General features: G+C 70.2%; 13 protein-coding genes. 6 read left to right on the plus strand and 7 right to left on the minus strand.

The genetic code is table 11. The annotated features are described in order from the left end of the window. Position 1: 1 nt before the first annotated feature. The gene (locus tag AB0N89_RS00920) at positions 2-781 is read right to left on the minus strand and encodes a glucose 1-dehydrogenase (RefSeq protein ID WP_364198807.1); all 780 of its coding nucleotides are present in this window, start codon (positions 779-781) and stop codon (positions 2-4) included. A gap of 85 nt (positions 782-866) precedes the next feature. Between AB0N89_RS00920 and AB0N89_RS00925 the strand changes: the two genes are divergently transcribed. Continuing rightward, a complete protein-coding gene (locus AB0N89_RS00925) occupies positions 867-1,718 on the plus strand; it encodes a helix-turn-helix transcriptional regulator (protein WP_364198809.1) in 852 nt (283 codons plus the stop codon). Here the strand turns inward: AB0N89_RS00925 and AB0N89_RS00930 are convergent. After that, complete coding sequence (locus tag AB0N89_RS00930) at positions 1,677-2,888, minus strand: helix-turn-helix domain-containing protein (protein WP_364198810.1); 1,212 nt, start codon at positions 2,886-2,888, stop codon at positions 1,677-1,679. The genes AB0N89_RS00925 and AB0N89_RS00930 overlap by 42 nt on opposite strands. Positions 2,889-2,998: 110 nt before the next feature. On the opposite strand from AB0N89_RS00930, the gene AB0N89_RS00935 reads away from it, so the two are divergent. Next, complete coding sequence (locus AB0N89_RS00935; protein WP_364198812.1) at positions 2,999-3,871, plus strand: SGNH/GDSL hydrolase family protein; 873 nt, start codon at positions 2,999-3,001, stop codon at positions 3,869-3,871. A gap of 77 nt (positions 3,872-3,948) precedes the next feature. Here AB0N89_RS00935 and AB0N89_RS00940 read toward each other — a convergent pair whose 3' ends face one another. Then, a complete protein-coding gene (locus AB0N89_RS00940; protein ID WP_364198814.1) occupies positions 3,949-5,088 on the minus strand; it encodes a S8 family peptidase in 1,140 nt (379 codons plus the stop codon). A 310-nt stretch (positions 5,089-5,398) separates the two neighbouring features. On the opposite strand from AB0N89_RS00940, the gene AB0N89_RS00945 reads away from it, so the two are divergent. Further along, positions 5,399-6,202, plus strand: a complete 804-nt coding sequence (locus tag AB0N89_RS00945; RefSeq protein WP_364198816.1) for a pentapeptide repeat-containing protein — start codon at positions 5,399-5,401, stop codon at positions 6,200-6,202. Positions 6,203-6,269: 67 nt separating this feature from the next. Then, positions 6,270-7,223 (plus strand): YafY family protein, encoded by a 954-nt coding sequence (locus AB0N89_RS00950; protein WP_364198817.1) that lies wholly within the window; start codon positions 6,270-6,272, stop codon positions 7,221-7,223. Here AB0N89_RS00950 and AB0N89_RS00955 read toward each other — a convergent pair. Next, positions 7,202-8,140, minus strand: a complete 939-nt coding sequence (locus AB0N89_RS00955) for an AraC family transcriptional regulator (protein WP_364198819.1) — start codon at positions 8,138-8,140, stop codon at positions 7,202-7,204. The genes AB0N89_RS00950 and AB0N89_RS00955 overlap by 22 nt on opposite strands. An 81-nt stretch (positions 8,141-8,221) precedes the next feature. Here AB0N89_RS00955 and AB0N89_RS00960 point away from each other — a divergent pair, with 81 nt between their 5' ends. Further along, entirely contained in the window at positions 8,222-9,052 is an 831-nt protein-coding gene (locus AB0N89_RS00960; RefSeq protein WP_364198821.1) for an NmrA family transcriptional regulator, read from the plus strand. 32 nt (positions 9,053-9,084) lie between these two features. After that, positions 9,085-9,576: an anthrone oxygenase family protein gene (locus AB0N89_RS00965; RefSeq protein ID WP_364198823.1), complete on the plus strand. Its 492-nt coding sequence runs from the start codon at positions 9,085-9,087 to the stop codon at positions 9,574-9,576. A gap of 85 nt (positions 9,577-9,661) precedes the next feature. Here AB0N89_RS00965 and AB0N89_RS00970 read toward each other — a convergent pair whose 3' ends face one another. The 3 genes from AB0N89_RS00970 to AB0N89_RS00980 all read right to left on the minus strand — a co-directional run bounded on the left by AB0N89_RS00970 (position 9,662) and on the right by AB0N89_RS00980 (position 12,868). Continuing rightward, positions 9,662-10,435 (minus strand): alpha/beta hydrolase, encoded by a 774-nt coding sequence (locus AB0N89_RS00970; protein ID WP_364198825.1) that lies wholly within the window; start codon positions 10,433-10,435, stop codon positions 9,662-9,664. Positions 10,436-10,505: 70 nt separating this feature from the next. After that, the gene (locus tag AB0N89_RS00975) at positions 10,506-11,738 is read right to left on the minus strand and encodes an RNA polymerase sigma factor (protein WP_364198826.1); all 1,233 of its coding nucleotides are present in this window, start codon (positions 11,736-11,738) and stop codon (positions 10,506-10,508) included. After that, complete coding sequence (locus AB0N89_RS00980) at positions 11,735-12,868, minus strand: glycosyltransferase (protein WP_364198828.1); 1,134 nt, start codon at positions 12,866-12,868, stop codon at positions 11,735-11,737. The genes AB0N89_RS00975 and AB0N89_RS00980 overlap by 4 nt, the downstream gene beginning before the upstream one ends. Positions 12,869-12,878: the final 10 nt, after the last annotated feature.

Raw genomic sequence — 12,878 nt, forward strand, 5'->3', positions numbered from 1 at the left:
CTCAGGACAGCATGCCGCCGTCCACTCGCAGGATCGTGCCGGTCACGTAGGAGGCGCGGTCGCTCAGCAGCCACGCGGCGGCCTGGGCGATCTCCTCGGGTTCGGCCACGCGCCCCAGCGGGGTCCGGGCGTTGAGGTGTTCGAGGATGCCCGGCGAGCTCTCCATCCATTCGCTGAACATCTCGGTCAACGTCGTACCGGGGGCGACGCCGTTGATCCGGATCCCTTCCGGCCCGTAGGTGACGGCGGCCGAGGCGGTGAGGCTGTTGACCCCTCGTTTCATCGCGCCGTACGCGGGAAGGTCCGGGTTGGCCATCAGACTGCCGACGCTGGTGTTGTTGACGATGGCCCCGGTTCCCGCGGTGGACCGGATCGCCTCGATCTCGGCGAGCATCGACAGCCACGGGCCTTTGAGGTTCACCGCGTAGATGTGGTCGAAATCGGCTTCGGTCACCTGGTCCATCGGGCCGGGCGGCACGTTCGTCGCACCGTTGTTGAACGCGACGTCGAGCCTGCCGTGCAACTCCACGGCACGGCCGACGGCAGCGCGGATGCTCCCCGCGTCTCCGAGGTCGCACACCACGTGGTCCGCGACCCCACCTTCCGCGCGGATCTCCTCGGCCACGGCCTTCAGCTGGGACTCGGTGCGGGCCGCGAGCACGACCCGCGCGCCCTCCCTGGCGAACAGCCGCGCGGCGGCGGCGCCGATCCCGCGTCCGGCGCCGGTGACGAAGGCGACCTTGCCGTCCAGCAGGCCCGAAACAGTCGTTGTGTTGGTCATGGCACCGAGACTTCCCCCGCCCCCGGCGCCTATCCAGGCATCGGCGGTACCTGGCTGACGTCCCGGCATCGTCCACACTGGAGAGGTGGACAGACGACAACTGGCGGACTTCCTGCGCAGCAGGCGGGAACGGATCACCCCGGCCGACGTCGGCCTTCCCGCCGGACCGCGGCGCCGCACACCGGGGCTGCGCCGCGAGGAGGTGGCGCAGCTGGCGTTCATCTCGACCGAGTACTACACACGACTGGAGCAGGCTCGCGGTCCCCGGCCCTCTCGCGAGGTGCTGGCCGGGCTGACCAGGGCGTTGCGACTGTCCGATGTGGAACGCGATCACCTGCACCACCTCGCCGGAGCTCCGCCGGGACCGCTGCCCGGCCCGTCGAAGGAGGTCCGGCCGAGCATCCTCGCGCTGCTGCGGCGACTTCCGCAGGCGGCGGCGATCGTGCTGTCCGCGACCTACGAGGTGCTCGCGTGGAACGACCTCGCCGCGGCGCTGATGGAGGACTTCTCCGCGCTGCCACGGCGCGACCGCAACCTCGTGCGCCGCGCGTTCCTCGGGCCGCGACCGGAAGGCAGACGGTTGTACGGGGTGTCCGACGTCGCCGAGTTCTCCGCGAGCGCGGTCCGGAATCTCCGGGCCACCGCCGGCCGCTATCCCGACGATCCCGAGGTCACCGCGCTGATCCGGGAACTCCTCGACGGCAGCGAGGAATTCGCGCGGCTGTGGGCCGCGCACGACGTCTGCGCCGCGCCCACCCTGTGCAAGACGTTCCGGCATCCGGTGGTCGGCCCGGTCAGCGTGAACTGCGACGTGCTCGACATCAGCGACCGGGATCAGCAGGTCGTCATCTACACCGCCGACCCGGGCACTCCGTCGGAGAACGCGTTGCGCTTGCTATCGGTCGTCGGGACGCAGCGGATGGACGTCTCGCTCTGAGCGTGCCGTGATCAGCGGGTCGATCCGCAGCGCTATCCCCAGCGCGAAACGACCGGCCGGATCGTCGATCGTGCCGCCGAAGAGTGTCCGCAGCTGCCGGATCCGGTAGCGGACGGTCTGGACGTGGACGTGCAACTCGTCCCCGATGGCCTGAGGTTGATCGGGGCGCGCGAGCCACGCCGTGAGGGTCGCGGTGAGCCGCTGCCTCGCTGGTTCCGGTAACCCGGCCAGCGGCGCGAGGACGTCCTTCGAGAACTCGGCGGCCAGTTCGGGATCGGCGGTCAGCAGCAGGTCGACGCCGTGGTCGGTGGTGTGGACGAGGGCGCCGCCGCCAAGAGCGCCGGTGCGGGTCAGCCGCCACAACGCGGCCGCCCGGCGGGCGCTGAGCGCGGCCGACCGCAGCGGCACCTCCGGGCCCACACCGGCCTGCTCGCCGCCGAGCAGATCCCGCAGCCGGCCGAGGTACCACTCGATCCGGTCGACGGGCATGGCCACGGCCGTGAGGTCGTGGTGACGGCCGATCAGCACCCGTCCCGGCATCCGGTCCAGCAGGCGCGGTGCGACGTCCGCGCTGGTGACGGCGATGACGAGACGGTCGGGCAGCATCCACGCCGCCCGGCTCGCGGCGTCGTCGAGTACGTCCGGATCGGCTGCCGGTTCGGCGAGCAGGAGGCCGAGGAGCCGGTCGCGCCGCGCTTGCCCGGCCCGCGCCGCCTGTGACCGCGCTTCGGCGTATCCGTCGGCGGCCGCGGCCGAGAGTTCCGCGATGAAGGCGAAAAGGGCCTCCCCGAGTTCGACGATCGCCTGGGTCGGCAGATCCACGGCGGGTGCGGCCGAGGTCAGCTGCCGCCAGACCCCCAGGGCCGCCGACTGGTAGAAGCCGAGCATCTCCTCCAGGCTGCGCCCCGCGGTGTGCTGGGCCCGGCCCTGCGCCCGGTAGACCTCGCAGTCGGTGGTGCCGTCGGGTTGGCCGATCTCGGTGAAGAAGGCGTCGAGCGCGACGTCGAGGGTGGTTTGGACGTTCGCGACGGTCCGGTCGTCCAGCGGCGTCCGCAACCCGGCGCGGACCTGGTCCATCGCGGCGGACGCGATCGCGGCGGTGTCGGGCTCCAGCCGGGTCAGCACGGAGGCGTCCAGCCGGCGCCACGGCTGTGCCGACGCCTTCGTCATAGAGGCAACCTACAAAACTCCGAACAGGAACGCGCGCCTCCGTTCTAGTGGTTCGCCCGCTCCCGGCGGACCCTGTCCGCAGCATTCGACGACGCATGCCGGAGGTGGCTGTGACACGTTCTCACTGGAGAAGACTCGCTCGGATCGCCGCGGTGGCGGGCACCGCGGCGACCCTCGTCGGAATCGGGACTCCGGCTCTCGCCGCGGCCGAGAGACAGGTCTACGTCGCGATGGGTGACTCGTTCTCGGCGGGGTCGGTGGTCCTGCCGCAGTCCGATCTGCTCACCTGCGCCCGGTCCGCGATCAACTACGCGGCCCTGCTGGCGAAGGAGATCAAGGTCGCCGAGCTGCGCGACGTCACCTGCGGCGGCGCGACCACGTCCGACTTCACCAATCCGCAGAAGGGCATCGTCTCCGGCACCAACCCGCCGCAGTACGACGCGCTCTCGGCCGACACGACCCTGGTGACCGTGGGCATCGGCGGCAACGACATCGGGCTGGTCGGGCTCGCGACGTCGTGCGTGAACCTGCTGCCGGTGGGTAAATCGTGCAAGGCGGCCAACACCGCCGGTGGGGTGGACAAGTACGCCACCAAGATCGACGCCTTCGCCGCGACATACGGCACGGTGATCGAGCAGATCCGCCAGCGCGCCCCGCGGGCGGAGATAGTCATGGTCGGCTACCCGACCGGGATCAAACCGCGTGGCTGCTGGCCGCTCGTCCCGGTCCTTCCGCAGGACGCCGACTACATCCAGGCGAACATGGACCGGCTCAACGCGCGGATGGCCGAGCAGTCCGCCGCGCACGGTGCGAAGTACGTCGACATCCGGACGCCGAGCATCGGTCATGACGCCTGTCAGCCGATCGGCGTCAAGTGGATCGAAGGGCTGATCCCTTCGGTGGTGAACAACAGCTTCGCGCCGCTTCACCCGAACGCCGCCGGGCTCGCGGCCGTGGTGCCGAGCATCCGCAAGGTGCTGTAGCGCCGAGTGTCATGAAAGGGTCGTTCCTGACGAAATTCGTCAGGAACGACCCTTTCATGACATGTGCGCGAGCTCGATCAGGCGGTCGGCGCCCAGTACAGGAGCCGGTTCGGCGAACCGGAGCCCGGGTTGGTCACCTTGCCCGTGGTGGCCGCGTTGATCAGCGCGGTGGCCACCTGCGCGGGCGTGGCGGTCTTGTTGTTCTGCAGGTAGCGGGCCGCGACGCCGACCACGTGCGGGGTCGCCATCGAGGTGCCGCTGATGGTGTTCGTCGCGGTGTCGCTGGTGTTCCACGACGACGTGATGTTCGTGCCCGGCGCGAAGATGTCGACCAGGTTCCCGTAGTTGGAGAAGCTGGACCGCGCGTCGGTGTTGGTGGTCGAGCCGACGGTGATCGCCTGCGTCACGCGGGCGGGGGAGAAGCCGGACGCGTTCGCGTTGGAATTACCGGCGGCCACGCCGTAGGTGACGCCCGCGGCGATCGACCGGCGGACGGCGTCGTCCAGCGTGGTGGAGGCACCGCCGCCGAGGCTCATGTTCGCCGCGGCGGGCTTGACGTGGTTCTTGGTGACCCAGTCGATGCCCGCGATGACACCGGCGGTGGTCCCGCTGCCGGAGTTGTTGAGCACGCGGACGCCGTAGATCGTGGCGCCCTTGGCGATGCCATACTGCGAACCGGCGATGGTGCCGGCGACGTGGGTGCCGTGGCCGTTGCCGTCCTGGGCGACGGCGTCGTTGTCGACGAAGTCGTAACCGTTGCGGGCCCGGCCGCCGAAGGTCTGGTGGCTGATCCGCACACCGGTGTCGATGACGTAGACGTTCACGCCCGCGCCGGTGGAGGTGTAGCTGTACTTGTTGTCGAGCGGGAGGTTGCGCTGGTCGACACGGTCGAGACCCCAGGACGGCGGGTTGGTCTGGGTCGCGTCCGCGTGGACGACCTGGTTCTGCTCGACGGACGCCACCGACGGGTCGGCGGCGAGCCGCTTGGCCTGCCGCTCCGACAGCGTCGCGGAGAAGCCCTTGAGCGAGTTGCTGTAGACCTGCTCCACCTTCGCGCCGAAGCGACTCGCCAGCGCGCCCACGACGCCGGTGTCCTTCAGTGTGACGATGTAGCTGTTCGGGATCGCTTCGGCGGATCCCGCGGCGAGGATCTGTCCTTCGGCGGCTTGCGCGGGAGCGGCGGTCACGCTGATCGCCACTGCGACCGCGCTCGCCATTCCGGCACGGGACAGCCAACGCGCTTGTCTCATCTCTCGCATGTGTTCGTCCTGTCGTTCGCAGGGGACCGGCCGGTCAAGACCACAGCGGCGGAAAGCGGTCCAGCTCGACCGCATGGGACGGCATCTGCCGAGCCCATGGGGATCGAGGTTATGGAGCGTTTGACATGTCCGATATCGACTGAATGGGGCAGGACCCGACCTTCGTCTGGCGGCCATTGGCGGCGGGTGCCCTGCACGGAAAGTGCACCCCGGCCCCTCCGTACCCTGTGGGCGGAACACCTGTCGAGCATCTGGAGTCCGAACCGCCGTGCCAGCCCCTTCCGCCCTGCGAGCCGACTGCGAGAACTGCTTCGGTCTGTGCTGCGTCGTCCCGGCCTTCGCCGCGTCCGCCGATTTCGCGATCACCAAACCGGCGGGCCAGGCCTGCCCGAACCTGCTCGCGGACTCCCGATGCGGCATCCACGACAAGCTCCGCACGAAGGGCTTCACCGGCTGCACGGTCTACGACTGCTTCGGCGCGGGCCAGAAGGTCTCCCAGGTCACCTTCGACGGCAAGGACTGGCGGAAAGCGCCGATGACGGCGAAGTCGATGTTCGCGGTCTTCCCGGTGATGCGGGACCTCCAGGAACTGCTCTACTACCTGACCGAGGCGGCCGCGCTGCCGACGTCGGCGCCGATCCGTGACGACCTGACCGAGACGATCGACCGGACCGAGCGGATGACCCTGGAAACGCCCGATGTGCTGCGGAAAGTGGACGTCCACGCGCACCGGGGCGGGGTGAACGGTTTGCTGCTGCGCGCGAGCGAACTCGCCCGCGCCGACGTCCCGGGCAAGAAGAAGGACCGGCGCGGCGCCGACCTCATCGGCGCGAAACTCAAGGGCGCGAACCTGCGCGGCGCGCTTCTGCGTGGGGCGTACCTGATCGGCGCGGATCTGCGAGGAGCCGATCTCAGGCAGGCCGACGTCATCGGGGCGGACCTGCGCGACGCCGACCTCCGCGGAGCGGATCTGCGCGACGCCCTGTTCTTGATCCAGTCGCAACTGGACGCGGCCAAGGGCGACGCGACCACGAAACTGCCGGAGTCGCTCTCCTGTCCCGCGCGCTGGTAACCGAAACGCGAGTGGGTGAACGGCAAAGTGCGCATCGGGTGAGCGATTTGGCTGCGAGACTGGGCGCATGCGTGCCGATCGCCTGGTGGCCACCCTCCTGCTGATGCAGGCCCGTGGCCGCGTCACGGCCGCCGAGCTGGCCGGCGAACTCGAGATCTCGGTCGCCACGGCCCGGCGGGACCTCGAAGCGTTGTCCGCCGCGGGGGTTCCGGTGTACCCGCAGCCCGGCCGGGGTGGCGGCTGGTCGCTGATCGGCGGCGCGCGGACCGACCTCAGCGGCCTGTCGGCATCGGAGGCGCAGGCTCTGTTCCTGCTCGCGGGCCCGGCGGCGTCGATCTCGCCCGAGGTCAAGTCCGCGCTGCGGAAGCTGGTCCGGGCCTTGCCGGACACCTTCCGGGCCGACGCCCAGGCCGCCGCCGACGCGGTCGTCATCGACTCGTCGCGGTGGGGCGAGCGGGAGAAGGAACGTCCCGGACCGCTCACCGTGCTCCAGGCCGGGATCATCAGCCGCCGCAAAGTCCGCTTCGGCTACGCGAAGAAGGGCGCGGAACCTGCCGAGCGGGTCGTGGATCCGTGGGGACTCGTGGACAAGGACGAGGTCTGGTACCTGATCGCGGGCACCGAGAACGGCCAGCGGACCTTCCGGGCCGATCGCATGTCCGAGGTCGAGCTGACCGACCTGCCCGCCGAACGGCCGGACGACTTCGCACTGTCCCAAGCCTGGGAGCAGGTGGTCGATCGGGTCGAGCGCCGTCGTTCGGGGCTGGACGCGACCGTGCTCATCACCGAGCGGCATCTGCCGATCCTGCAGGACCACTTCGGACGGCAGGCGCACGTCGAGGAGACGCTCGACGACGGACGCGTGCGGGTGACGGTGTCGGCGCCGGTGGCTTGGATGATCGCCCAGCAGCTCGCCGGCTGGGGCTCGATGATCGAAGTTCTGGGGCCGCCGTCGGTCCAGGACGAACTCGCCCGGATCGGCGCGGAACTGGTCGAGCGTTACGCGACGCCGGTGCGGTAACCCTGCGGGCTGACACCGTGCTCGCGTTTGAACGCGGTGCTGAGCGCGAACGAACTGCCGTAGCCGACCTGCCGCGCGACCGCGCCGATCGTGACGTCGGGATGCTGGCGCAGGAGATCCGCGGCGAGCGCGATGCGCCAGCTCGCGAGGTACGCCATCGGGGGCTCGCCCACCGCGGCGGTGAACCGCCGGGCGAACGCGGCCCGGGAGACACCGGTGTCGGCCGCGAGACTCGCCACGGTCCACGGTTCGGAAGGCTTGTGCTGCAACAGTTTCAGCGCGCGCCCGACGACGGGATCGCTGTGCGCGCGATACCAGGCGGGTGCTTCGGCGCCGGGCCGGTCGAACCAGGTCCGCAGCGCGGCGACCAGCAGAAGATCCAGCACCCGGTCCAGAACGGCCTCCTGTCCCGGCGTGTCCTTGACGATCTCCCCGGCGAGCAGCGAAACGAGCGGGTTCTCCCACTCCTCGTCCCGCACGACCAGCATCGGCGGCAGCGCGTTGAGGAGCCGTTTGCTGATCTCGCCTTCCAGCGGGTAGGTGCCGGTGAGCAGCACGACGGGGCCGTCCGGGTCGCTGCCCCAGGTGCGGACACCGAGGTCGGACAGTTCGGTGAGGTGCTGCCCGTCCGGGGTCAGGCATTCCTGTCCCGGCAGGATCATCGCCTGCGGCGGGGTGGCCGGGTCGTCCGCGACGAGATACGGGTCCGGCCCGCGGGCGATGGCGATGTCGCCGGTGCCGAGCCGGACGGCGTCCCCGCGGTCGGGGACGACCCAGGACTCGCCGCGGACCTGCGCCATCACCGTCAGCGGCGCCTCGTCCTCGATGCGCAGGGACCACGGCGGGGTCATGACCGACTTCAGCAGGAACGCGCCACGGGCGCGGGGTCCGTCGAGCAGACCGGCGAGGGGATCCATGCCGAGAAGTGTAGACGATGAAACATGGAACAGAGCCTCTGAACTATGTTCCGTCTCATCCTGAGGCGCTTGACTAGTGCCATGACAAACACGAAGAACACCAACGAGACGGTCCTGGTCCTCGGAGCGACGGGCAAGACCGGGCGCCGGGTGGCGCAGCGGCTGACCGACCGGGGGATCGACGTCCGCAAGGCCTCGCGGCCCGCGTTCGACTGGGACGACCGCTCGACCTGGACCGCCGCCGTGACCGGTGTCGGCGCCGCCTACCTGACCTACTACCCGGACCTCGCCTTCCCCGGCGCGGCCGAGGCGATCCGCGACTTCTCGAAACTGGCCGTGGAACACGGTGTCCGGCGGCTCGTCCTGCTCTCCGGCCGCGGCGAGGAGGAAGCCGTGGTCAGCGAACAGGGCGTGCGGGACTCCGGTGCCGAGTGGACGGTCGTGCGGGCGAGCTGGTTCGCGCAGAACTTCAGCGAGCACTTCCTGCTGGAACCCGTGCTGGCCGGCGAGATCGTGCTGCCCGCCGGGCAGGTGACCGAGCCGTTCATCGACGTCGAGGACATCGTCGACGTCGTCGTGACGGCACTGACCGCCGACGGGCACAACGGCGAGGTGTACGAGCTGACCGGCCCCCGATTGCTGGGTTTCGCGGACGTGGCGGCGGAAATCGGCAAGGCTGCGGGGCGGGATGTCCGGTACGTTCCGGTTTCCGCGGCGGAGTTCGCGGCCGGAGCGGCCGAACAGGGAGTGCCGGAGGAGGAGATCGAGGGCCTGACCGATCTGTTCACGCGGATCCTCGACGGCCGGAACTCCTCGCTCACCGGCGACGTCGAGAAGGTGCTGGGCAAGCCCGCGAGGGACTTCTCCGACTACGCCGCGAAGGCCGCGGCCACTGGGGTCTGGAATCGATGAAACAAGCCACAAGCAGAAGGGAGACGACCGGAATGTCGACGCTGAGCGAGATCGTCCTGATCGCGGCCGTCATCGCGGCGGGATTGATCGCCGGCCTGTTCTACGCCTACACGTGCTCGGTCATGCCGGGGCTGGCGCGCGCCGACGCCCGGACGTACGTCACGGGGATGCGGGAGATCAACATCGCGATCCTCAACGGCTGGTTCGCTCTCAGCTTCGGTGGCGCGCCGCTGCTCGCCGCGGCGGCGGCCGCCCTGCACTTCAAGTCGGAACTGCGGTCCGCGCTGCCGTGGATCATCGCGGGATTCGTGCTGCTGCTGGTGATGCTGATCGTGACGATGGCGGTCAACGTGCCGCTGAACAACGCGCTCGAAGCCGGTTTCGACGGCGACAACACCGACTTCGAGGCGCTGCGGTCGAAGTTCGAGGGTGTCTGGGAGCGGTGGAACCTGGTCCGGACGATAGCCGGGATCGGTGGCTTCGGCGCTCTGGTGGGCGGGCTGATCGCGCACGTCCGCGCCTGACCCGCACTCGCCGGGTGCGTGTCATGAAAGGGTCGTTCAGGACGGAAAACGTCTTGAACGACCCTTTCATGACATCCGGAGGCGGTCAGGCGTCGAGAACCTCCCGCAGCCGCGAAGCGAAAGCCGTGGCTTCGAAGGCGAAACCGATGTGGTCGCCGGGGAAGCGGGTCGGCTCGATCCCGAGACGCCCCGCCGCGGCCACGGCTGCCTCGTGCGCGGGCTGGCCGACCGAGTCCTCGCCGGCGCCGAGGACGATCCGCGTGCCGGACGCCTTCAGCGCCTCGTAGTCCGGTGTGAAGTCCACGATCGCTTTCATCAGGTGGACGATGAAGAACTCGAAGTTCTCGCGCATCTCCGGCGGGACGCCGCCTTCGCCCCCTTCGAACCCGGCGCCCGCCATGAACTTGGCGATCGCCGCCTCGATGCCGTGCTCACGGTGGATGTGCAGCAGTTCGTCGGGAGAGGTGCCGGGGTTCCCGTCCAGCAGGGCCATCAGCGGCGGCTCGTGCGCGACGAGCGTCCGCACCCGTCCGGGGTGGCGGACGACGAGGTCGAAAGCCTGCATGCACCCACCGCTCGACGCGAGGACGATCGCGGGTTCGCTGCTCACGCTGTCGAGCAGGCGCAACGCGTCGTCGGCGTGGACCTCGATCTGTTGCTCCTGGCCGGGATCGTCGAGGGTGCTGCGGGAGATCCCGCGCGGGTCGTACGTGATCACCGTGTGGTGCCGCGCGAACAGCCCCGCCAGCGGGGCGAACATGCCGGAATCCGAGGCCCCGCCGGGGATGCACAGCAGCACCGGTCCGCTGCCGGTGACGGTGTTGTGGAGCCGGGCGCCGGGGACGTCGAGCGTGGCCATGACTTGACCCTTTCCTCTTCGGTTCTGTCGCCCACCGACGAACGGTGTCCCCGCGGACCGACACCCGGCGTCACGAGATTTCGGCGAGTTTCCCCGACAGATAGGCGCGCTCGGCGTCGGTACCGGCGAGCGCGAGCGCCTCGCGGTACGCGTCGGCGGCGTCGGTGAACCGGTCGAGACGCCGGAGCAGGTCCGCGCGGGTCGCGGGCAACAGGTGATACCCCGGGAGGCTGCCGCCGGCGGTGAGCTTGTCGACCAGTTCGAGCCCGGCCTCGGGGCCTTCGGCCATGGCGACGGCGACCGCCCGGTTCAACTCGACGACCGGTGAAGGCACGAAACGCAGCAGTTCCCCGTAGAGCGCGGCGATCTGGGCCCAGTCGGTGTCGGCGGCGCGGGCCGCGGTCGCGTGACAGGCGGCGATGGCGGCCTGGATCTGGTACGGCCCCGGGACGCCGCGATGGAGCGCGGTCTCCAGCAGCTCGGTGCCCTCGGCGATCTCGGCGGTGTTCCAGCGGTCGCGGTCCTGGTCTTCGAGTGAGACGAGGGTGCCCTCGGCGCCGACGCGCGTGGCCCGGCGCGCGTCGTGCAGGAGCACCAGCGCCAGGAGACCGAGGACCTCCGGTTCGCCGGGCATCAGGCCGGCGAGGATCCGGGCGAGCCGGATGGCCTCCGCGGACAGGTCGGTCCGCAGCAGATCGGTGCCCGCACTAGCCGAGTACCCCTCGTTGAACAGCAGGTACAGCATCCCCAGCACCGCCGCGGTGCGTTCGGGCAGCAGATCCGACGGCGGGACGCGGTACGGGATTCCCGCGGTGCGGATCTTCCGTTTCACCCGGACCAGGCGCTGCGACATCGTCGCCTCGGAAACGAGGAAGGCACGGGCGATCTCGGCGGTGGTGAGCCCGGCCAGGGTCCTCAGTGCGAGCGCGACCCGGCCTTCCATCGGCAGCGCGGGGTGACAGCAGGTGAAGATCAGCCTGAGCCGGTCGTCGTGGACGCCGCTCTCGTCCCATTCCGGCTCGGCGGCCGCGGTCAGTTCGGCGGCTTCCCGCAGTTTCTCCGCTCCGACGGCCTCTCGCCGGATCCGGTCGGTGGCGCGGTTGCGCGCGGTCGTGGTCAGCCAGGCGCCGGGTTTCTCCGGGACACCGTCGCGGGGCCAGGTGCGCAGCGCGAGCGCGAAGGCCTCCTGGACGCATTCCTCGGCCAGGTCCCAGTCGCCGGTGACGCGGATCAGGGTCGCGATGACCTGCCCTGATTCCTCGCGGAACGCCCGGGTGATCGCGGCGTCGAGGTCGGTGGTCACCGCACCAGCCCTTCCAGTAACGGAACGGTCTTCTCCGGTGACGGGTACGCGCTGACCTCGTCCCGCAATCGCGCGGCCGCTTCCCGATAGGACGGCTCCCTCAACACCGACGACACGGCGTCCCGGACGTCTTCCGGTGTCACGCCGATGACGTCGAGGACCGTGCCGAGCCCGAGTTCGGTGACGCGGTCGCCGTTGTGCGGCTGGTCGGCGCCCATCGGCAGCGCCACCATCGGCAGTCCGTGCGCGATCGCGCCCAGCAGGCTGCCCGAACCGCCATGGGTGATGACCGCGTCGCAGTACGGGAGGACGTCGTCCTGCGGCAGGTACTTCGCGAGGTGGATGTGCCCGGGCTGCGGGCCGAACTCCGCGGGATCGATGAGGTTCCCGACGGTCACCACACAGGTCGCGTCGACCTCGCGCAGACCCGCCAGCACCCGGGCGAACAGGTCGCCGGATTCGGTGTTGAAGATCGTGCCGAGGGTGAAGTAGAGCGTCGAGCGGCCCTCGGCGTACCAGTCCGGTACCGGGCCGCGACCGGGAACGGGGCTGTGGAAGGACTGCGCCGTCGGCGGCAGCGGGAACCGGGGATCGCGCAAGCTCGCGGGGAACGGGGACAGCACGAGATGGCGGTACGCGGAGTCGAGGTTCCGTTGCGGGGCGAGGCCGTGGGCGGCGCGGACCTCGTTGAGCGCGTCGTCCACGAGTTCGGGACGGACGAGCGCGCCGGCGGCCATGACGAGGACGGTCACGTGGGGGATCCCGAGCTTTTCGGCGGCGATCATCGGGCCGTGATCGGCCTCGTCGCAGACGAGGAGGTCCGGCGCCCAGTGTTCGCAGAGCGCCAGGACGTCCTCCGCGCGCAGGGGCGCGGTGCGCCGGACGAAACCGTCGCGGAAGTCGGCGTCCTCACGGTCCCGGTCGACCGCGAGCAGGGGACGGCGCTTGCCGTCGCCACCGAGGTTCGGACCCGACGGGAACGCGGTGAAACCGGCCGCCTCGACGATCGGGACCATGGATGGCTCGCCGGTGAACGCGATCTTGTGCCCCGCGTCGGCGAGGGCGTGGGCGAGGGGGACCAGGGGCCGGAAGTGCCCGTTGCCGCCGGCGAAGCTGAAGAGAACACGCACACGACCGACC

Source organism: Amycolatopsis sp. NPDC089917 (assembly GCF_040684635.1).
GTDB lineage: Bacteria > Actinomycetota > Actinomycetes > Mycobacteriales > Pseudonocardiaceae > Amycolatopsis.